Consider the following 20,671-nt stretch of genomic DNA (forward strand, 5'->3'; position numbering starts at 1 on the left):
TTCTCCTAGAACCGCTTTTGACCATGGTGAGATCGAATCACCGCCTCCGACTCGCACCTGTGGGCGTCGCAACTAACCCCAGATCACTCCCCCCGGTGATACCCAGGACGCTGATCGCCGACCTGACCCTATCGCTTCACCAGCCCCGTCCCTTCTCCTGACCCTGTGCAGTACGGCTGACTCCCTTCCCGAGAAAGGCGTCAACCCGCTCCAAGATAAGACTTCACGGAAGAGCCAAGGAGAATACTGATGACCACATTGATCGTGGTAGATGACCGAACAATGGATAGACAGGGTCTGGTCGCATTATTGGAAGCACACCCCGACAGCCTTGTCATCGCCACTACCGACAACGCCCGCGATGCCTATCGAAAGATCAGCCAGCTCCGCCCCGACATCGCCATCCTGTCGAGCTCGATTAACTATGGTGGCGCACTGAAAGAAATCGTCGATTCTTCCGCCTTGTCCTCGCAAAGCAGGCTCATCTGGCTGACCGTTCATGAATCACCCGATGAGTCCTGGCATGCCAGAAAGCTCGGCATACCGGCCATACTCTCCAGGGAGCATTGTTTCGAGGACCTGTTATCCGCCATTACCGTCGTCCTGCATGGTGGAGAGTTTATCTTTCCGCCTCTGAAAGATCAGCTTCAGCACATGGAAGCAAGAAAAGAGAAAAGCTCACAACTCTCTTCACGTGAAAAGGACGTCCTTAGGGAGGTCGCGAGAGGGCTCACCGCCAAGGAAATTGCACGCGAACTTGCATTGAGCCCAAGGACCATCGAAACCTACAAGACCCGCATCATGTACAAGCTGGATATACGAGGCACTTACGGATTGATCCGATACGCCCTTGAGAATGACCTCTAGCCCGGCTTCGTCCCTTCACGAAAGAATCGCCCTCCCGGCTCTCCATGGGCTCCGTTGACGCTAGACGATCATGCGCCATACGAACGAGGTGTCCCACGGCATTTCGGCCAACAGTCTCTGGAGGACAGGCCACCCCGCCTGTGTCAGTAAAGTTTCTGACAGTGTCGTAGAGAGCTTTACCCACATACAGACTAGAAATCTGGTTATAGGTTAAGGGGGCATAAGCGAGATCGGCATCTGGTCAGGCCCGAATCACGACCATCTGCCGAAAAATGAACCCACTTTAGCATTCTCCTCTTTAGGCTCTGTCGATAACGGCCACACGACAGGGCCTGCTCACCCCCATCGTGGCCATTACAGGAGAAGATCATGAGTAAACTCCACTTCTACCGGAACATTGGCGGTCACGTCACCAAGTTCGCCGACGGCGAGGGAGACTTGAGCCACAACGGTGAGTTCACGGCCTACATCACCCATGGCTACGTTGACAAGGGGAAAGACTACGAAATTCGACAAGGCAAATCCCCTTGCGGAAACTCCTACCGGTGCCTGGCCGGCGCTAGCAAAAGCGAGACTGCGCGATTCGAAAGCACACCCGACTCCAGCCTCGAACAGGCAGACGAGGAGTATCTTGGTGCGGCCCTCGCACTGCGAGCGGCCATGCTCGCGTCACAGAAGTCCGTCAGCATCCAGATTGACCCCGATGAGTTGAAAATCCTCAAGGCGAATGACTACAAGCTATGCTTCGCAAAGAAGGTAGCGGGAGGCGATTACAATGTCGTATGGCAGTCTTACGACAAGTACCTGGCCTCGAACAGTTTCTCATGGACTCCCCAGTACCAGCTCTTCGGAAGCAACAAGTTCGAAGACAGGGTGAAGGTAGAGGTTTCCACGCAGCGGGTGACCATCGGCCTGGGCGAGGAGAGCATACTCGACACCTCGGGCGTGCTGGGCCAGCCGAAATCGGGAGGGTCGGAAACGGCCATCACGATGGTCAACCAGTATGGGCCCATTCACCCTGGCCTTAGTCAGTTATCCACTGGCATCGACGGACAACAGATCAGCACGCCCTTCTATGTTGCCCCGCACCAGGCGGTGAAGGGCGAGACATCGCTGACGCCGGTTGAAAAAGTGCTGGTCTGGTTCGAGCAGGACATCCAGACCAGCTCGATGTTCAGCACTTCCAGGGCGAACTCCATCGAGATCGACCTTACGAACTCCAACTCGGAGACACGACTCTACAAGGATGGAAAATGGACTACCCCGTAAGACATGAAGAAAGTGAGTAACGGATAGTCCAGAGGGCTGTCGGGCAGATGATCGCCTCGGCAGCCCTTCAGTCGTCACGACCCGACTCGATCCGAGACGACCAATGCCACGCAGGCACAAGTCCCGCTCGTGCACACCTGCTCCATCCCCTCCGGATTCATGTATCACGCAGAACGACGTCCGGGAATCGACGCACCAGATCTCGTTTCCCCCTTCAACCCCGCTGCTCGTCGAGGAACTCGATCAGCCGCGGGAAGATATCCTCGTGGACCCGGTTGCCCATGAAGACGTCCTGGTGGCCGTAACCCTCGAAGATCGCCAACCGATGGCGGCCCGGCAGCGAGAGCATGTAGCGGTTGTAGGCATGGCGGTTGCTCATGCGGAAGTCCAGGGTCCAGACATCGGTGAACCCGAGTCCAGCAGGTGGCTGACCAGGTTGTCGTGCTCGGGCTGGATGAACATGCCCGAGGAGGTGGTCAGGCCGTGGACGATCATCACCGCGTCGCGGCACGGCGCCCGCCGGAAGCGCATCAGCGACAGCCCCAGGCCGTCCTCGGTGGTGAAATGGTGGAGCCCGCGGGGATGCGTGACGGCAGTTAGCGAGCCGGCCCCGCCGTCGTCAAGGCGCGACGAGGCCTGCCAGCGCCATGCAGTACCTGAGGCCGAGCGACACCAGGGCCAGCATGCCGACACTGATAAGCCAGATCGCCGCCAGCCAGGCCAGCCGCCTCGGGAAGGACGTCCTGCTCATGCTCGCGCCTCCTCAGTGATAGCCGTCCCCGGGTCGGACCTTGCCCCGGAACACGTAGTAGCTCCAGGCGGTGTAGCCCAGGATGATGGGCAGGATGAACAGCGTCCCCACCAGGGTGAACCCCTGACTCTGGGGAGGGGCCGCCGCCTCCCACAGGGTGACCCGGTCCGGGATGACATGCGGCCACAGGCTGATCCCGAGCCCGCTGTAGCCAAGCAACACCAGGGCCAATGCCAACAGGAACGGCCGGGCCGTCGCGCGACCGTCCAGCAGGCGGATCAGGCCATAGCCGGACGACGCCACCAGCAGCGGGACCGGGAGGAACCAGAAGAGGTTGGGCAGCGAGAACCAGCGCGACGCAATGCCGGGATGGGCCAGGGGCGTCCAGAGGCTGACGATCACGATCATGACCAGCAAGGCCGCCACCAGCGGCCTGGCCAGCCCATACATGCGCTCCTGGAGCGCGCCTTCCGTCTTCATGATCAGCCAGGTACTGCCCAGCAGGGCGTAGGCAAACGGCAGCGCGAAGCCGCAGAAGAGCGAGAACGGCGACAGCCAGTCCAGGGGGCCGCCGCCATACTCGGCGCCATCGAAGGCGATGCCCTGGATATAGGCGCCCAGGGCCACCCCCTGGGCGGAGGTGGCCAGCAAGGAGCCGCCGATGAAGGCCTTGTCCCAGAGGTGCCGATCCTGGTCGGAGGCCTTGAAACGGAACTCGAAGGCGACACCGCGAAAGATCAGCCCGACCAGCATCAGCACCAGGGGGATGGCCAGCGCCTCCAGCACCACGGCATAGGCGAGCGGAAAGGCCGCGAACAGCCCCGCCCCTCCCAGCACCAGCCATGTCTCATTGCCGTCCCAGACCGGGGCGACGGTATTCATCATCACATCGCGATCGCCCTTGGCTGCCACCCAGGGAAATAGCAGGCCAATCCCGAGGTCGAAACCGTCCATGACCACGTACATCGCCACGCCGAACAGGATGATGCCGGCCCACAGTAGCGAAAGATCGATTCCCATCTCGTACTCCCCTCGTCAGAGCGTTGCGTGGTCGGCGGCGGGCAGGCGCCGGGCCGGCGCGTCCGCTTGCCCCGAGTCACCGGAGGGCGAGGCGTCGACGCCCCGCGGCCCCTGGTGCACCAACCTCAGCATGTAGGCGACGCCGCTACCGAACACGGCCAGGTAGACGACCACGAACGCCGCCAGGCTGAGGCTCAGGTGCAGGACGCCATGACTCGAGGCGGCCTCCTGCGTCCTCAGCAGCCCGTAGACCACCCAGGGCTGACGCCCCACCTCCGTCGTGAACCAGCCGGCCAGCAGCGCCACCAGGCCGGCCGGCCCCATCCACAACGCGAATCTCAGGAAGGGGCGGCAGCCGTAGACGCGCCCCCTCCGGCGCAGGTAGCCACCGAGGCCCCCCAGCAGGATCATCAAGATCCCGAGCCCGACCATCAGCCGAAAGCTCCAGAAGACCAGGGTGGCATTGGGGCGGTCCTCGGGCGGGAACTCCTTCAACGCCGGCACCTGCTCCTCCAGGCTGTGCCTCAACAGCAGGCTGCCGAGGGCCGGGATCTCCAGCTTGTGGCGAGTCTCCTCCCGAGCCATGTCCGGCCATCCGAACAGGATCAGGGGCGTGGGCTCGCCCCCACTGTTATCCCAGTGCCCTTCGATGGCGGCGATCTTGGCCGGCTGGTGCTCGAGGGTGTTGAGCCCGTGCAGGTCTCCCACCACGGCCTGCAAGGGCGCGATCACGACCAGCATACCCAGGGCCATGGAGAGCATCTTGCGCACCTCGGGAGCATCCCGCCCCCCGAGCAGAAGCCAGGCCGCGGAGGCGGCCACGAACAGGGCCGTACTCAGGAAGGCCGCGAGCGCCATATGGGCCAGCCGATAGGGGAAGGAGGGATTGAACACCACCCGGAACCAGTCGACGGGCACCACGACCCCCTCGATGATCTCGTGCCCCTGGGGCGTCTGCATCCAGCTGTTGGAGGCGAGGATCCAGAACATCGAGACGATCGTGCCGACGGCCACCATGCAGGTGGCGAAGAAGTGCAGGCCGCGCCCCACCCGATCCCAGCCGAACAGCATGACGCCGAGAAACCCTGCCTCGAGGAAGAAGGCGGTCAGGACCTCATAGGTCAGCAAGGGGCCCGTGATACTGCCGGAAAAGGCGGAGAACCCACTCCAGTGGGTGCCGAACTGGTAGGCCATGACGATGCCCGACACCACGCCCATGCCGAAATTGACGGCGAAGATGCGTGACCAGAAGTGGTAGAGGTTTCGGTAGGTGTCATCGCGGGTCTTCAACCACAGCCCTTCGAGCACGGCCAGGTAGCTCGCCAGGCCGATGGTGATGGCGGGAAAGACGATATGGAAGGAAACGGTGAACGCGAACTGAATCCTGGCCAGATCAATCGCCTCGGTACCGAACATGGCGCTATCTCCGATGATGGGGACGGTGAGCGGGGCACGCCCGGTCTCGTGCCGTGCGCTCACTCTAGGCCGAGGCCCGAGCTTCATAACAGGCTCAGTTTTCGCATCAAAAACCGTATCAGTTGTCCCGGGCGGGCCCGGCACCGCCGGGGCGAGGACGCCACGCTACGCAGGAAGCGGCCAGGTGGCCGCCCCTCGTCGAACACCCCGGCGATGCACCGCGGGGACGCAACAGGCGTGCGGTCTCGGGACGCCGGCTCAGAACGAGGCCAGCAGTTGCCCGAGCGTCTCCATGGCGCGCTCGCTGCGGGCCGTCCACGGGTGGCCATGGCTCAGCCGCGCGCAGTGACGAAAGCCCTGCGTGGCCGAGAAGATGGGCCCCGGGGCCAGGCTGACCCCCTGGTCGAGGGCCATCCGAAACAGGCGCAGGGAGTCGACGCGCTCGGGAAACTCGACCCACAGGAAGTAGCCGCCGCCGGGGCGCGTGAGCCGCGTGCCGGCGGGAAAGTGGCGATCGGCGGCGGCCAGCATGGCAGCCTGCTGGGCTTCCAGGGCATGACGCAGCTTGCGCAGGTGACGGTCATAGCCGCCATGCTGCAGATAGTCGGCGATGGCCGCCTGGGCCGGAATCGACGGGGAGATGGTGGTCATCAACTTGAGGCGCGAGAGGGCCGGCGCGTAGCGCCCTCCCGCCACCCAGCCGACGCGATAGCCCGGCGCCAGGCACTTCGAGAAGGAACCACAGTGCATCACCAGGCCCTCGTCGTCGAACCACTTCACCGGCGTCGGGGGAGTGCTGCCGAAGTAGAGCTCGGCGTAGACATCATCCTCGAGCATGGGCACCCGGTAGCGCTTCAACAGGCCATAGAGGTCGGCCTTGCGTTCCTCGCTCAGGCTGGCCCCCAGCGGGTTCTGCAGGTGGCTCATGAACCAGCAGGCCTTGATGGGCAGTTTCGCCAGGCGCGCCTCGAGGATATCGAGGTCGATGCCCTCGCGGGGATGCACCGGGATCTCCACCGCCTTCAGCTCGAGGCGCTCCAGTACCTGCAGGCTGGCATAGAAGGCCGGCGCCTCGATGGCCACCAGGTCTCCCGGCCGGGTGACGCACTGCAGGCCCAGGTTCAGCGCCTCCATGGCGCCGTTGGTGATGACCAGTTCGTCCATGGGCAGCTGGATGCCGCCGAGCATATAGCGCAGGGCGATCTGGCGGCGCAGGTCGGGATGTCCGGTGGTCATGTCGGCGATGACCTCGCGGGGCGACAGCTCGCGCAGTCCCCGCGCCATGCTGCTGGCCAGTCGCGACAGGGGAAACAGCTCGGGGCTGGGAAAGGCCGAGCCAAAGGGCACCGTGCTGGCGTCCTGGAGGGAGTCGAGCACCGAGAAGACCAGCTCGCTGACCTCCACCTCGGCGGGATCCGCCGGCTGGATGGACACCCCGGGCTCGTCCATCAGGCGACGGGCATGTTCGCGCACGAAATAGCCCGAGCGCGCCCGCGCCCTGATCAGCCCCTGGTTCTCCAGGAGGTAGTAGGCCTGAAACACGGTGGAGGGGCTGATGCCGTAGTGGCGGCTGGCCTGGCGGACCGAGGGGATCCGCTCTCCGGGCGCCAGGACGCCCTGGCGGATCAGCGTTGCGATCTCGTCGGCGAATTGCTCGTAGCGCTTCATCGGGTCCGTCACCGGCGCGTCGGGGGAAGCGCCAGGATAGCGGATCGGCGCCCCTGGCGACACGCCGCGCCTCCTCAGGTGGTTCGCCCCGCCCTCTTTCGCCCACAGCTGTCATGCCGCCAGGCAGCCTCGTCGTGTGCAAGGGCATATCGGCGAACGTCGCGATCCGCCATGGCGGCCACCCGCAACTGATATGCCTTTTTAGTTCACAACTGAGCCTGTTTTACGAACCGCCCGCTCCCCATAGTGAGCCGCCAGGAGGCCGCCCATGACCGCAGCGATGCCGGGGGCGGCGATGGGGCGCGAGCGAACGAGGACAGCCAGCATGTACCAGGATGGGGCCCATGACAGTGCCGCCGGCGACGCGCTGCGCGACCGGCGCCGCCATCTGCGGCGAGGCCGTTTCGAGGCCCTGGCCGCGCCTGTGGTCAAGGCGATGGCGCCCGCGCTCGAGCGCCTCGCCGGACGCCCGACCCCGGAGGCGCGCCCCCTGGTGCGTCGCCGCCTCGGCTAAGGGCCCGCAGATGACGGGCCTGCTGTGGATCCTGCTGTACCAGTGGTTCGGCACCCTGCTGAGCCAGCTGTGCCTGCCCCTGCCCGGCCCCATCGTCGGCATGCTGCTGTTGCTGGGTCACCTCCAGGTGCGCGGCGAGATCGACGCGAGCCTGGACAAGACGGCCTCGTGCCTGCTGCATCACCTTCCCCTGCTGCTGATTCCCCCCGCCGTGGGCATCATGACCCAGCTCGAGGCGTTCCTCACCCATGGCGGGGCCATCCTGGCGGCCTTGCTGGGCTCGCTGCTGATTGGCCTCCCCCTGACCGGCGGGTTGCTGCAATGGCTCATGGGGCGCCGCCATTGATGCCCTCGGCGCTCGAGGCCGGCACCCGGCATCCCCTGTTTGGCCTGCTTCTCACGCTGGGGGCCTACCGGCTCGCGCTCTGGTGGCAACGCCGCAGCGGGTGGTGCATCGCCCAGCCGGTCCTGACGGGCACCCTCTTGGTGGTGGCCGCGCTCTATGCGACGGGGCTGGAGTACGACCATTACCGGCAGACCTCCGGCCCGCTATGGCTGTTGCTCGGCCCGGCCACCGTGGCCCTGGCGGTGCCCCTCTACCTGAATCTCGGGCGTATCCGGCGGCGGCTCTGGCCTCTGCTGATCACCATCGGCGTCGGCGCCACCGCCAATGTGCTCCTGGTGGTGCTGCTGGCGAGCCGACTCGGCGCCGAGACGCCCCTCCTGATCGCCCTGGCCCCCAAGTCGGTCACCTCACCGATCGCTATCTCGCTGGCCGAGGGGCTGGGCGGCTCGGCGGCGCTGGCCGCCGTCTTCGTGATGCTCACCGGGGTCGCCGGGGCCCTGCTGGCCCCCCTGCTGCTGCGCATGGCCCGGGTGGAGAGCCCCGCCGCACGAGGCGTTGCCCTGGGGCTCAACGCCCATGCCGTCGGCACCTCCCAGGCGCTTCAGGAGAGCCGGGAAGCCGGCGGCTTCGCCGCCCTGGCCATGAGCCTGACCGGCGCCATCACCGCCCTGCTCCTGCCGCTGGGCGGGCCCTGGCTGCTCGGCCGACTGAGCGGCGCAGGCTGAGCCACCCCCACGGATTCCACCGATCGCGCCTTGCCTGGATATCGATATGACGCAACACATCCCCCTGCACCCCCTGCCCGCCGATCCCGCGGTGGGTCAGCACGTCCCCGCCGACACCACGCCACGGGCCACGCATGCCAGGCGCCGGCCCATCTATGTCCGTGAGATTCGCGGCCTGTTCCAGCGGCTCCGACGCGGCTCGAACTGGGGGCTGATGGCCCTCTACTTCGGGCTGCCCTGGATCAATTGGGGCGACCGTCCCCTGATCTGGTTCGACCTGCCCACGCGCGAGTTCCATCTCTTCGCCGCCACCTTCTACCCCCAGGACTTCATCCTGCTGGCCTGGCTGCTGATCCTCTGCGCCTTCGGGCTGTTCATGATCACCGTCTTCGCCGGACGCGTCTGGTGCGGCTACAGCTGCCCACAGAGCGTCTGGACCTTCCTGTTCATCTGGTTCGAGCATCGCCTGGAGGGACCTCGACATCGCCGCATCCGTCGCGACCGTTCCCCCCCGAGCCTCGACACCCTGTGGCGCAAGGCCGCCAAGCATGGCGCCTGGCTGGCCATCGCCTTCGCCACCGGCCTGGCCTTCGTCGGCTACTTCACCCCGATCCGCCAACTGGTGCTCGATCTGGCGGCCCTCGACGCCAACCTCTGGGCCTGGTTCTGGATCGGCTTCTTCACCCTCTTCACCTACCTCAATGCGGGCTGGCTGCGCGAGCAGGTATGCCTGCACATGTGCCCCTACGCCCGCTTCCAGTCGGCCATGTTCGACGCCAACACCCTGATCGTGTCCTATGATGCCGCCCGGGGCGAGCCGCGCCGGAGTCGACGCAAGGCCTCGGCACAGCCGGCGGCGTCGGGGGGCGACTGCATCAACTGCGATCTCTGTGTCCAGGTCTGCCCTACCGGCATCGACATCCGCGACGGCCTGCAATACGAGTGCATCGGCTGTGCCGCCTGCATCGACGCCTGCGACAGCGTCATGACGCGCCTCGGCAAGCCCCGGGGGCTGATCCGCTATACCACCGAACGGGCCCTGGCGGGCCGGGCGACGCGGTTCCTGCGTCCTCAGCTGTTGGGCTACACCGCCGCCCTGGTGGTGATGATCGGCCTTCTGGTGAGCTTCATCGGCAACCGCGTCCCCTTGGACTTCCAGGTCGCCAGGGATCGCCAGCAGCTCTACGCGCAGACGGAGGACGGCCGGATCCTCAATCACTACGACCTGACCCTGCGCAATCAGGACGCTCGGGCGCACCGCTACCGCCTCACCGCGGCCGGCTTGCCGGGCCTGACCCTGGTCGGCACCGAGACCCTCGAGGTGGAGGCCGAAGGCACCCGGCGCTGGCGCATCGGGTTGCACGCCGAGGCCGATGCCCTGCCCCGGCCGAGCCAGCCCATCGAGCTGCGGCTGGAGTCGTTGGACGACGCGTCGATCCGACTCGTCCAGGCGACGAGCTTCCTGGGACCGGCCACGAGGCACCGCGACTGACCCGCCGAGGAGCGACGCCCCCTGGCGGCCAGCCTGCCGCGGACCGGGTCCTCTCAGCCCCGCTGCTCGTCAAGGAACGCCACCAGCCGCGGGAAGATGTCCTCGTGGACCCGGTTGCCCATGAAGACGTCCTGGTGGCCGTAACCCTCGAAGATCGCCAGTTGGTGGCGGCCCGGCACCACGTCCTCCAGGGCCCGGTGGCAGTGGATGTTGCTGTCGGTGAAGACGCGGTTGGCGTCGCCGGTCATGAACAGGCAGGGCGTCTCCACGGCCGCGGCGCCGGCGAGGTAGTCGTCGGGCAGGTCCGCGTAGCGCGGGTCGTCCGGCTTCATGCGCACCGTGCGATGGCCGTGGCCCAGCATCTTCAGCACGTGCTTGTGGTAGTTGAGCCCCACCGGGCCGTAGAGGTCGCCGCCGCGGCGATGGGTGATCTCGGCGAGGTTCTCGTGACGGTAGAGCGCCGGCCAGCCGGTGCCCCACATCAGCGACAGCATGTGGCAGGCGGGCACGTCGCACTCGCGGTGGAACAGCGACACCAGCTTCGAGAGCCCCTTGCCGACGGTCAGCCGCGGATCCTCGCTCCAGCGCGGGCTGACATAGGGCTGCTGGAGGATGCGCTCGATGATGAAGGGGAAGACGTGGCCCTTGATCCGCGACCAGGTGGGCACATGGGGCGTCAGCGCCACGCTGTTGGCGATGCAGGAGCGGATGCCGGTCACGGTGCCGGCGAACAGCGCCATGGTGAAGCTCATGGCCCCCAGGCAGTGGCAGATGACGTGGAGGTTGACGTCGGCGCCGGCCACCTCGCGGATCTTGGCCACCGCCGCCGGGTGATCGAAGAGGGCGCAGTCGTCCATCGACCAGTCGCTGGGCTGGAGGTTGTAGGCATGGCGGTTGCTCATGCGGAAGTCCAGGGTCCAGACGTCGGTGAAGCCCGCGTCCAGCAGATGGCTGACCAGGTTCTCGTGCTCGGGCTGGATGAACATGTCCGAGGAGGTGGTCAGGCCGTGGACGATCATCACCACATCGCGGCACGGGGCCCGGTGGAAGCGCAGCAGCGACAGCCCCAGGCCGTCCTCGGTGGTGAAGTGGTGGGTGCTGGTCTCGGCGTCGCGGACGCCTTCCAGGGTGTATAGCGGAATCTCCCGGCGCATGCTGCCCTCCTTGATGGTATGCCTCGCCCCTTACTCCTCGCCCCTCGCTCCTCGCCTCGCTCCTCGCCCCTCGCCCCTCGCCCCTCGCCCCTCGCCTCAGGCCAGGATCTCGGCCATGGCCCGCTCGGCCAGGGCGGCGATGGTCCGCGAGGGGTTGAGCCCCAGGGCGCGGGGGACGATGGCGCCGTCCAGCACGTGCAGCCCCGGGTAGCCGAAGACCTCGCCCTTGTGGTCGACGACGCCGTCCTCGCGGCCGCTGCCCATGTTGCAGCCGCCCAGCGGATGCGGGGTCAGCAGGTAGTCGAACAACGACCAGGACGGCGGCTCCAGCGCCAGCCCGCCGGTGGCCGCGGCGAGGCGCTTGTGGCGCTCGATCAACGCCTGGACGACCGGCCGCGAGCGGCGCACGTCGTAGTCGAGCGTCAGCGCCAGGTCGCGAGCGAAGCCGCCGCGCTCCAGGCGCATCACCCCGTCGCTTTCGTCCACGCCCTGGCCGAACCAGGGCATCAGGTGGGCGTGGGGATCCCGGCCGGCCAGCAGGCCCTCGAGCAGCAGCCGCCAGCCCTCGAGGAGCCGCTCGCCATCGGCCTGGCGCTCGAGGGCGGCGCGCAGGGCGTTGCCGATGACGTCCGGGAAGCCGCCGTCCTCGACGAAGTAGCGCTGGCCGCCGTCGCTGCCGTCCAGGTAGTCGATGGCGCCGGTGATGGTCGGCCCCCGGGTCGGCGAGACCTCGCGGTCGGCGTAGAGCGCCGGGGTCAGGAAGTCGCCGTTGGCGCACCAGCCGTGGCCGAGCCGGGGCGACAGCGCCGGCAGGGTGCGATGCTGGTCGCGGCAGCGCAGCAGCAGCTCGGTGGAGCCCAGCGAGCCCGCGGCCACCACCACCCGGCGGGCGCTTTCGCTGGCCTCGCCGCCGCCGTCCAGGCGCCGGTAGTGCACCCGGTAGCCCTCCCCTTGCGGCTCGATGGCGTGCACCAGGCACAACGGGCGGATCTCGGCGCCGCGGTCCTCGGCCCGGGCCAGGTAATTGAGGTCCAGGGTGTTGCGGGCCCCCACCGGGCAGCCCAGGTCGCAGTCGCCGCAGTGCACGCAGGTGCCCTGGGTACGGCCGAAGGCGTTGCGCTCGGCGCGGCTGTGGGCCGGGTCGTGGGGCGCGTCGAGGCCGTAGTGCCAGGCGTCGTCGAAGCGCACCGCCAGCGGCAGGTCGCGGAAGCGGTCGGCGGCGCCGGTGGCCGCGGCGGCGTCACGCATCAGCCGCTGGCGGGCGGTGCGCTGGCCGGCGGGCAGGGTCCGGACCTCGAGCATGCGTCCGGCGGTGGCGTAGTGCGGCGCCAGCGCCTCGAAGCTGATCTGCTCCGGCCAGCCGCGGTCGAAGACGAAGCGCTCGGCCTCGACGAAGACGTTGGCGTAGACTAGCGAGCCGCCGCCGACCCCCGCGCCCTGGGCCACGCCGATCCGGGGGAAGAGCCGCAGGTCCAGCCAGCCGTGGCGGCGCTCCGGGGCCTCGGCGTCGAAGACCCAGTCGTCCTCGGGGCCCCGGGGCAGGTCCTCGGTGGCCCAGCGCCGGCCGCGCTCCAGCACCAGCACCCGCTGGCCGGCCTCGGCCAGGCGGCAGGCCGCCACCGCGCCGCCGAAGCCGGAGCCGATGACGATGGCGTCGTAGCCGAGGCTCATGGCCGCCCGCCCCGCGCCAGGGGCGCGTAGAGCGACCACAGCTCGCCGAAGAAGAAGCCGCCGAAGGTGGCCAGGGTGCGGGCGTCGCCGTCGCCGGTGGCACGCAGGGTGCCCAGCAGGGCCGTGAGCTGGGGGACGCCGAGCTCGAGGATGCCGGCGCCGACCACCTCGCCGTCGGCGTCCGTGCCGCGGTGCAAGCGGGTGTAGAGGGTGGTGGTGTCGCGCCACAGGTCGGGGCCGGGATCGTCGCGCACGCGCTTCTCGCCGGCCAGGTAGTAGGGAGTCCCGTCGGCGGCGAAGGCCAGCTCGTAGACCATGCGTCGCCCCAGGCCGTCGTCCCCGGCCGCCGAGAACAGCCGGAAGACGCCGCCGGTCGCCGCCAGATCCATGCCCAGCGGCGGGAAGTCGACCCGCCCGCCGAGCGCCCCGGCGTGGTCGGGGTCGGCCAGGAAGGCCGCCAGGTCGTCGATGGTCACTTCGGCATGCATGGCCAGCCGGGTGCCGTCGCGGCGCCCCGCCGCCGCGCCGCGCTCCGGCGCCGTCTCGCCCAGGGCGAAGTCGCCCTGCATGGTCTCCTCGAAGGCGATGCCTGCGGTCATGATGTCGTCCTCCCCAGCAGCCTGTCGGACTTAACACCGATCTACTGCGCCCCCCGGTCCTTCGGCCCACTTCATTCGATCCATTTCGTTAAATAGCGGGCTGTTCGCCTCGATCGATGAGCTTGACTCGAAATCCGTGCTTCCCGTGACGATCGACCAACCCCGACAGGCTGCTAGTCCCAGGGCGCCAGGGGCAGGTCGTTGGCCCGCACCGAGCGGCCCTCGGCGTCGGTCACCGTCACCGGCTCGCCATCCGAGCCCAGCACCCGGACCCGCAGCCGATGCCGCTCCTTGTCGAGCTCCAGGCGGCAGAAGTTGTCCTCCTGGCTGAAGCCCCAGGCGCGGTAGTGCACCACCGGCCCGCCGCGGCCGCCGTCCCCGCCCTCCAGCGGGAAGCCGTCGTACTGCTCGGCCTGGCGGGAGTCGTGGACGAAGCCGTTGGGGTCGCCGTCGGCGAAGGGGAAGGGCCAGTAGAGCGCCGAGGCGGTGACGTCGTAGGCCACCAGGCCCCGGTCGCTCTCCTCGTCCGCGAAGCTCAGCCGGGCGATGTTGGCGCAGTGCACGTCGCCGCTCAGGAAGATCACGTTCTGGATGCCGTGATCGTGGATGTGCTGGAGGATCGCCTGGCGGGTGCGCGGGTAGGCCGGCCAGCTGTCGCTGGCCTCGCGCCGCTCGAGGTTGGCCGCCAGCCGCTGGCGTTCGGGCTCCTCGCGATGCTCGTGGCCGAGGCGCTCGTCGATGGGGCTGGGGGCGAAGACGCTGGAGGTGACCAGGAACTTGGGCACGTTGCCGCGCTCGCGCTGCTGCTCGCCGAGCCAGGCCAGCAGCCGGTCGAGCTGGCCGGGATGGGCCGGGTCGATGGTCGGCCGGCCCAGCAGGTGGTTGTCCTGGAGCCCGGCCCGCTGGCGATAGCGCTGGGTGCGGGTGTCGACCACGAAGAAGGGGTAGCCGCCGCACTCGAAGCGGTAGTAGAGCCGGCGGCCGAAGCTACGCGGGCCGTGGCTCCACTGGTAGCTCATGTAGGCGCCGATGGCGATGTTGAACAGGTGGTGGTTGTCGCGCAGCCGGTCCTGGCTCCAGTTGTCCTCGATCTCGTGGTCGTCGAGGATCATGTAGACCGGCGCCTGGCGCAGCAGCCGGCGCATGTTGGGGGCGCCGAAGGCCTCGTGATAGCGGGCCTGCATCTCCTCGAAGGTGTCGGCGCGCCCCAGGGGCAGATGGCGGTTGAATTTGTCGGCGTAGATCTGGTCGCCCATCATCAGCGTGAAGCGCGCCGGGCGGCGCCCGCCCTGGTGCCGGAAATGCCCGGCCATGGGCGCGAAGATGCGATCCGCCTCCTTGACCTTCCACAGCAGCCCGGGATAGCGGCAGGAGCCGATCAGGAAGTCGAGCGTCTGCGCCGGGCCGGCGGCGGGATCGGGGAAGGTGCGAAAGCGCGCCTCGCAGTCTTGCGGCGCCAGGTCGGCCAGCAGCGCGGCCATGGTGGCGATGGGCGGCAGGCGATCGGCCAGGTCGGCATCCTCGAGCGACTCGGCGTCCGGCAGCGGGTCGTCCACGGTGAGGGTCGCGACCCGCACCCGGTACTCGGTGTCCGCTTCCAGCGGGAAGGGGCCCGGGCCGCCCCGCCCGCCGAGGGCCCCGGACTGGCCGAGCAGGAAGGTGCCGGTGCGGTCGAACTCGCGATGCAGGCGGAAGTAGTAGGCCCAGGGCTCGCCGCTGACGGCGTCGTGCCGCGGCCGGCCGCGCTCGTCGACCACCGCCAGCAGCCCCAGGGTGCGCATCTCGGCGCCGAGACGCGCCCCCTCGTCGCGGGGCGCGTGGCCGCGGATCCAGAGCCGGCAGCGGTCATGGGCGGTGTGGCCGACGATCGGCCCGAGCTGGGGTGCACGCAGTCCCGACATGACGGCCCTCCTTCGCTGGCATGAGGCGCGAGCTGATCCACAGGAATGACGGCGACAGTACCCTGAGCGTAGTCGCGCCCCGCGCGGTCGGCTACAGTACCGGGCGCCGCCCAGCCCCACGAGGAGCTCCCATGCCGACCCGCGACGCCACCGCCCTTTCCGTCAGCGATCTCAATCGCCGTGCCCGCCAGGCGCTGGAGCAGGACCTAGGCGAGGTCTGGGTGGAGGGCGAGCTGTCCGGGGTCTCGCGGCCCGCCTCGGGGCATGTCTACTTCACCCTCAAGGACGAGCGCGCCCAGCTGCGCTGCGCGCTGTTCCGCACCCGGGCGCGCTTCGTCGCCGCGCCGCTGCGCGACGGCGATCGGGTCAAGGTGCGCGGCCGGGTGTCGCTGTTCGAGCCCCGCGGGGACTACCAGCTGATCGCCGAGGCGGTGCAGGCGGCGGGGGAAGGTGAGCTGCTGGCGGCCTTCGAGCGGCTCAAGGCCAGGCTCGACGCCGAGGGGGTGTTCGCCAATGCCCGGGCGCTGCCCTGCCCGCCGCGCCACCTGCTGGTGCTGACCTCGCCCACCGGGGCGGCGATCCGCGACGTGCTGGCCGTGCTCGGTGCGCGCTGGCCGCTCGTCCGGGTGACGCTGATCCCGGTGCCGGTGCAGGGTCGCGAGGCGGCGCCGGCGATGATCGCCGCCCTGGGCCTGCTCAACCGCCAGTCGGCGCTGGACCCGGGGCGCGACGCCATCCTGGTCACCCGCGGCGGCGGCAGCCTGGAGGATCTGTGGGCCTTCAACGACGAGCACCTGGCGCGAGCGATCCTGCATTCCCGGCTGCCGGTGATGTCGGCGGTGGGCCACGAGGTGGACGTGACCCTGGCCGACTTCGCCGCCGACCGCCGGGCGCCGACGCCCTCGGCGGCGGCGGAGCAGCTGGTGCCCGATCGCCGCGAGCTGCTGCAGCGCCTGCGGGACCTGGAGCGGCGGCTGGCCCGCGCCCAGCGCGCCCGGCTCGACACCGAGGCCCAGCGCCTGGATCACCTGCGCGCGCGGCTGCGCCATCCCGGCGAGGTGCTGGCCTTTCGGCGCCGCCAGCTGGAACAGCTGGACGGCCGCCTGCAGCGCGCCATGGCGGCGCGCCTGGCCACCGAGCGACGCCACCAGGACCGGCTCGCCCGGCGCCTGGCGCGGCGCGCCCCCGGCCAGCGCCTGGTCGAGGCCGAGGCGCGCCTGGCCCGGGCCCGCCAGCGGCTGCAGCAGGCCATGCCCCGGGAGCTGACCCGCCACCGCGAGCGCCTGGCCGCCGTGAGCCGCGAGCTGCAGGCGGTCAGCCCGCTGGCGGTGCTGGGTCGCGGCTACGCGATCCTCGAGAACGACGCGGGCCGGGTGGTCCGCCGGGCGGCGGACACCCGACCCGGCGAGCGCCTGGCGGCGCGGCTCGGCGAGGGGCGGCTGGCGCTGGAGGTACTGCCCGACGGGGATGCCGCCGACTGACGGCGGCTCCGCGCGCCCCGGCGCCGCCTCAAGAGGCCTGGCTGGGCGTGGCGTTCGGCTTGAAGGTCGAGGGCTCGAGCTCGTGGCGCGCCAGCAGCTTGTAGAAGTCGGTGCGGTTGCGCCCGGCGATGCGCGCCGCCTGGGTGACGTTGCCCTCGGTGATCTTGAGCACCTTGATCAGGTAGCTGCGCTCGAAGCCGGCCCGGGCGTCGTTGAAGGTCGGCAGGGCATTCTCCTCGGCGGCCAGGGCCTGGGCCACCAGCGCCTCGGGGATCATCGGCGCGCTGGTCAGGGCCACGCACTGCTCCACCACGTTGACCAGCTGGCGCACGTTGCCGGGCCAGGCGCTCGACGCCAGCAGGTTCAGCGCCTCTCGGGAGAAGCCCTTGACGAAGGGCTTGTGGCGCTCCGCGGCCTGGGCCACCAGGTGCTTGGCCAGCAGCGGCACGTCCTCGGCGCGCTCCTTCAGCGGCGGCAGCTTGAGGTTGACCACGTTGAGCCGGTAGAAGAGGTCCTCGCGGAACTCGCCCTCGTGCATGGCCTGGCTCAGGTCGCGGTGGGTGGCCGAGATCAGCCGCACGTCCACCGGGATCGAGGTGGTGGAGCCGAGCGGGCGGATCTGGCGCTCCTGCAGGGCGCGCAGCAGCTTGACCTGCAGCGGCAGCGGCATGTCGCCGATCTCGTCGAGGAACAGGGTGCCGCCGTCGGCGGCCTGGAAGAGCCCGCGATGCTCGCTGACCGCGCCGGTGAAGGCGCCCTTGGCGTGGCCGAACAGCTCGCTCTCCAGCAGCTGCTCGGGCAGCGCGCCGCAGTTGATGGCCACGAAGGGCTTGTCGGCGCGGCGGCTGGCCTTGTGGATGGCCTCGGCCATCAGCTCCTTGCCGGAGCCCGAGGGCCCGGTGACCAGCACGCTGACGTCCGAGGTGGCCACCATCCGGGCCTGCTCGAGGAGGCGCTCCATCTCGGGGCTGCGGGTGATGATCGCCTCGCGCCAGCCGTCGTCGCCATCCCCGGCGGCGGTGGTCTGGGCCAGGGCCTCGTCGATGGTGGCGAACAGTTCCTCGCGGTCCACCGGCTTGGTCAAAAAGCCGAAGACCCCCTGGCGGGTGGCGCTCACGGCATCGGGTATCGAGCCGTGGGCGGTGAGGATGATCACCGGCAGGCCCGGCAGGCGGCGCTGGATCTCCTGGAACAGCGCCAGGCCGTCCATCTCGTCCATGCGCATGTCCGAGAGCACCAGGTCCGGGTGCCCGGCGTCGAGGCGCTTGAGGGCCTCGCGCCCGCTCTCCGCGGTGGTGACGCGATAGCCCCGGCTCTCCAGGCGCATGCCCAGCAGCTTGAGCAGGCTGGGGTCGTCGTCCACCAGCAGGATATGGGCTCCCTGGCCGGCGGCGTGGGGGCGTGCGCTCGAAATCATGTGGTCTCTCCCGCGTTACTCGGTCTGCTGTCGCGAGTTGATGTTGCGCTCGATGTCGGTCAGGGCATCCAGCTTCTCGGCCAGGGCGGCCTTCTCGTCGGCCAGGGCCTGGCGGGCCTGCCGGCTGTCGACCAGCCGCCGGTTCAGTCCCCGGCGCCCTTCCACCTCGTTGAGCCAGTAGCGCAGCAGCGGCTGCAGCCGCGCCGGGGCCGCGTGCAGGTCGGCCTTGAACAGCTCGGAGGCCTGGTCCCACTGGCGCTCGCTGCCCCAGGCCAGGGCTACGGCGCGGGCCAGGCGGCGTTCGGTGGCCTCGCCGGCCAGGCGTTCGAGCATCTCCTGGCGCCAGGCGCGGTCGCCGCGCTGGGACGCCAGGCCGAAGGCCACCCAGTCGGGCAGCAGGCAGGCATCGGCGCCGAAGTCGGGGATCTCGGCGTAGCAGGCGCCGGCCGTGGCCTCCTGCACCACCGGCTCCCGAGGTGCCTGGCCGGTCAGCCGCTCCGGCAGCCACTGGCAGCCGGCCAGCCAGGCCGCGGCCAGGCACAGCATCAGGGGGCGTAGGATCATGTCAGTCCTTCCTTGCGTCGTGTGCCGCCAGGGCGGCAACGGGGTCGGGGGTATCGTCGTCGTCGGCCGGCCGCGGCAGCGCCAGGCGAAAGCACACGGCCAGCCGCGGGTCGTCGACCAGCGCCAGGCTGCCGTGCTGCAGGCGGGCGCAGTCGGCGGCCACGGACAGGCCGATCCCGGAGCCCTTGAGCGCGCCCTTGCGGCGGATGCGGCCCTGGTAGAAGGCCTCGAACAGCCGCGGGCGGTCCTCCTCGGGAATCGGCTCGCCGCTGTTGGCCACCTCGAGCAACAGCCAGTCGTCTTCGACGCGCGCGCGGACCTCGAGTTCGCCGCCGTCTTCCCCGTAGGCGATGGCGTTGGAGATCAGGTTGTCGAGGATATGGCCGGTGGCGGTGCGGTCGGCCCACCAGCTCAGGGGGCCGTCGAAGCAGGTCACCGCCATGCCCTTCTGCTGCAGCGACAGCCGATGCTTGGCCAGCACTTCCTTGACCACGGTGGCGATATCCAGGCGCTCGGTCTCCAGCCGGCGGTTGTGCTGCAGCAGGTTGTAGTCGAGCAGTTGCTCGATGAGCTGCTGCAGCTCGCTGCCGCTGGCGTCGATCAGCTCGAGGATCTCGCGCTGGTGGTCGCTGAGCTCGCCGGCCACCCCGTCGCTCAGCAGGGCCGAGCCCTCGCGCACGCTGGCCAGCGGCGTCTTGAGCTCGTGGGACATGTGGCGCAGGAACTGCTGTTTCTGCTCTTCCAGCTCGTCGAGCCGCGAGGCCAGCCAGTCCAGGCGCTCGTCCAGGCGCACCAGCTCGGCGGGCCCCTGGACCGGCGCCCCCCGCGCCGGCGGGCCGCCGCTGCCGATGCCCAGGATGCGACGCTCGAGCTGGCGCACCGGCCGCACGATCAGCCGGGAGAACAGCAGCATCAGCACCAGGCTCGCCGAGACCAGGGCCGCGGTCTGCCACCACAGGCGATGCTGCACGGCCTCGGCCTGGGCGCGGATGGCGTCCAGTCGCTCGTCGATGCGCCGATTGGTGGCATGTCGCATGGCCTCGGTGTGCCGGGCGAACGGCAGGAAGTCGCCCAGGCGCGCCTCGAACGCCTCCATGGGCAGCTCGGGCAGTTCGGCCAGCCGGTCGAGCAGCCCGGACAACGCCTCGACGTCGGGATCGTCGGGCAGCAGCTCTCGCTGGCGGGCCAGCAGCCGGCGAAACTCGGCCAGGCGATCGTCGAAGATCGCCAGCAGGCTCTCGCGCTCGACCACCGCATACTGGCGCGCGCCGCGCTCCATCTCCAGGGCCAGCGCCCCCAGGGTGCGGGCGCGCCGGGTCTCCTGCACCGCCTCCCGGGCGCTCTGCTCGGCCAGGCGCGAGAGCTCGGAGAGCGCCTGGCCGGCCTGGAACATCAACACCGCCAGCGGCAGCATCACCATCAGGAAGGCCAGCAGCACCAGCTGCAGCAGGGAGCGGGGGCGCCAGCGGCGGGAAACGGCAGAGGTCATGGCCAGCGTTCTGTCGAGGAATGAGTAGGGAACCACCATCGTCTACGCCCGAGGATACCAGAGTTCGCCATGCCACCCCGCTGCGGGGCATGGCGCGACAAGCAAAAAAAAGGGCCGGCAGAGCCGGCCCAATACGCAGGGAACTGAAGGGTGGGCAAGAGCGATCGAGCGTCGGCCTGGTCCGCCGTTCGTGCATCCTTCCCCTGGGCCTCGCGGCCCGCGAAGCGGTGGGCGCCCCGGACGCTGCCAGGCGGGGCACTCCCTCGGGCGGCGAACCGCCCGGCTTCGATCCTGGCGACCCCGCCCGCGGCGTGGTCGCGCGATTCG

At 69.2% G+C, this 20,671-nt stretch carries 20 protein-coding genes; 7 read left to right on the forward strand and 13 right to left on the reverse strand.

Annotated elements, in window-relative coordinates; translation table 11 throughout:
* Positions 1 to 249 precede the first annotated feature (249 nt).
* Together QC818_RS08090 and QC818_RS08095 are read left to right on the forward strand one after the other, a co-directional pair.
* A complete protein-coding gene (locus tag QC818_RS08090; protein ID WP_309652331.1) occupies positions 250 to 867 on the forward strand; it encodes a response regulator transcription factor in 618 nt (205 codons plus the stop codon).
* Between the two features lie 369 nt (positions 868 to 1,236).
* Positions 1,237 to 2,136 (forward strand): hypothetical protein, encoded by a 900-nt coding sequence (locus tag QC818_RS08095; protein WP_309652332.1) that lies wholly within the window; start codon positions 1,237 to 1,239, stop codon positions 2,134 to 2,136.
* Between the two features lie 214 nt (positions 2,137 to 2,350).
* On the opposite strand, the gene QC818_RS08100 is transcribed toward QC818_RS08095, so the two are convergent.
* From QC818_RS08100 to mapR, 6 genes are all read right to left on the reverse strand, one after another.
* Entirely contained in the window at positions 2,351 to 2,515 is a 165-nt protein-coding gene (locus QC818_RS08100; protein ID WP_309652333.1) for a hypothetical protein, read from the reverse strand.
* Complete coding sequence (locus QC818_RS08105; protein ID WP_309652334.1) at positions 2,512 to 2,667, reverse strand: hypothetical protein; 156 nt, start codon at positions 2,665 to 2,667, stop codon at positions 2,512 to 2,514. The genes QC818_RS08100 and QC818_RS08105 overlap by 4 nt, the downstream gene beginning before the upstream one ends.
* Before the next feature lie 88 nt (positions 2,668 to 2,755).
* Positions 2,756 to 2,887 (reverse strand): DUF2474 family protein, encoded by a 132-nt coding sequence (locus QC818_RS08110; protein WP_309652335.1) that lies wholly within the window; start codon positions 2,885 to 2,887, stop codon positions 2,756 to 2,758.
* Between the two features lie 12 nt (positions 2,888 to 2,899).
* Positions 2,900 to 3,907, reverse strand: coding sequence for a cytochrome d ubiquinol oxidase subunit II (cydB, locus tag QC818_RS08115; protein ID WP_309652336.1), 1,008 nt, complete (start codon positions 3,905 to 3,907; stop codon positions 2,900 to 2,902).
* Between the two features lie 15 nt (positions 3,908 to 3,922).
* Positions 3,923 to 5,323 (reverse strand): cytochrome ubiquinol oxidase subunit I, encoded by a 1,401-nt coding sequence (locus tag QC818_RS08120; protein ID WP_309652337.1) that lies wholly within the window; start codon positions 5,321 to 5,323, stop codon positions 3,923 to 3,925.
* 258 nt (positions 5,324 to 5,581) lie between these two features.
* Positions 5,582 to 6,991 (reverse strand): GntR family transcriptional regulator MpaR, encoded by a 1,410-nt coding sequence (gene mapR / locus QC818_RS08125; protein WP_309652338.1) that lies wholly within the window; start codon positions 6,989 to 6,991, stop codon positions 5,582 to 5,584.
* Positions 6,992 to 7,259: 268 nt separating this feature from the next.
* Between mapR and QC818_RS08130 the strand changes: the two genes are divergently transcribed.
* Genes QC818_RS08130 through ccoG form a run of 4 tightly spaced genes read left to right on the forward strand, consistent with a single transcriptional unit; the run spans position 7,260 to position 10,068 of the window.
* On the forward strand, positions 7,260 to 7,505 hold the full coding sequence (locus tag QC818_RS08130; protein WP_309652339.1) for a hypothetical protein: 246 nt from the start codon (positions 7,260 to 7,262) through the stop codon (positions 7,503 to 7,505).
* 10 nt (positions 7,506 to 7,515) lie between these two features.
* Complete coding sequence (locus tag QC818_RS08135) at positions 7,516 to 7,851, forward strand: CidA/LrgA family protein (protein ID WP_309652340.1); 336 nt, start codon at positions 7,516 to 7,518, stop codon at positions 7,849 to 7,851.
* Positions 7,851 to 8,576, forward strand: coding sequence for an LrgB family protein (locus QC818_RS08140; protein WP_309652341.1), 726 nt, complete (start codon positions 7,851 to 7,853; stop codon positions 8,574 to 8,576). Before QC818_RS08135 ends, QC818_RS08140 begins: the two co-directional genes overlap by 1 nt.
* Before the next feature lie 46 nt (positions 8,577 to 8,622).
* A complete protein-coding gene (ccoG, locus tag QC818_RS08145) occupies positions 8,623 to 10,068 on the forward strand; it encodes a cytochrome c oxidase accessory protein CcoG (protein ID WP_309652342.1) in 1,446 nt (481 codons plus the stop codon).
* Positions 10,069 to 10,121: 53 nt separating this feature from the next.
* Here the strand turns inward: ccoG and QC818_RS08150 are convergent, their stop codons facing one another.
* From QC818_RS08150 to QC818_RS08165, 4 genes are all read right to left on the reverse strand, one after another.
* The gene (locus QC818_RS08150; RefSeq protein ID WP_309652343.1) at positions 10,122 to 11,222 is read right to left on the reverse strand and encodes an alpha/beta fold hydrolase; all 1,101 of its coding nucleotides are present in this window, start codon (positions 11,220 to 11,222) and stop codon (positions 10,122 to 10,124) included.
* Positions 11,223 to 11,318: 96 nt separating this feature from the next.
* Positions 11,319 to 12,893 (reverse strand): GMC oxidoreductase, encoded by a 1,575-nt coding sequence (locus tag QC818_RS08155; protein WP_309652344.1) that lies wholly within the window; start codon positions 12,891 to 12,893, stop codon positions 11,319 to 11,321.
* Positions 12,890 to 13,492: a hypothetical protein gene (locus QC818_RS08160; protein WP_309652345.1), complete on the reverse strand. Its 603-nt coding sequence runs from the start codon at positions 13,490 to 13,492 to the stop codon at positions 12,890 to 12,892. The genes QC818_RS08155 and QC818_RS08160 overlap by 4 nt, the downstream gene beginning before the upstream one ends.
* A 173-nt stretch (positions 13,493 to 13,665) precedes the next feature.
* A complete protein-coding gene (locus QC818_RS08165; protein ID WP_309652346.1) occupies positions 13,666 to 15,393 on the reverse strand; it encodes an alkaline phosphatase D family protein in 1,728 nt (575 codons plus the stop codon).
* Between the two features lie 131 nt (positions 15,394 to 15,524).
* Between QC818_RS08165 and xseA the strand changes: the two genes are divergently transcribed.
* A complete protein-coding gene (gene xseA, locus QC818_RS08170) occupies positions 15,525 to 16,874 on the forward strand; it encodes an exodeoxyribonuclease VII large subunit (RefSeq protein ID WP_309652347.1) in 1,350 nt (449 codons plus the stop codon).
* 28 nt (positions 16,875 to 16,902) lie between these two features.
* On the opposite strand, the gene glrR is transcribed toward xseA, so the two are convergent.
* The 3 genes from glrR to QC818_RS08185 are packed head-to-tail and all read right to left on the reverse strand — an operon-like array spanning position 16,903 to position 20,344.
* A complete protein-coding gene (glrR, locus tag QC818_RS08175) occupies positions 16,903 to 18,291 on the reverse strand; it encodes a two-component system response regulator GlrR (protein ID WP_309652348.1) in 1,389 nt (462 codons plus the stop codon).
* Between the two features lie 15 nt (positions 18,292 to 18,306).
* Complete coding sequence (locus QC818_RS08180; RefSeq protein ID WP_309652349.1) at positions 18,307 to 18,855, reverse strand: hypothetical protein; 549 nt, start codon at positions 18,853 to 18,855, stop codon at positions 18,307 to 18,309.
* A 1-nt stretch (position 18,856) separates the two neighbouring features.
* Positions 18,857 to 20,344 (reverse strand): sensor histidine kinase, encoded by a 1,488-nt coding sequence (locus tag QC818_RS08185; RefSeq protein WP_309652350.1) that lies wholly within the window; start codon positions 20,342 to 20,344, stop codon positions 18,857 to 18,859.
* Positions 20,345 to 20,671 lie beyond the last annotated feature (327 nt).

This window comes from Halomonas koreensis, from assembly GCF_031451675.1.
GTDB classification, from domain to species: domain Bacteria; phylum Pseudomonadota; class Gammaproteobacteria; order Pseudomonadales; family Halomonadaceae; genus Halomonas; species Halomonas koreensis.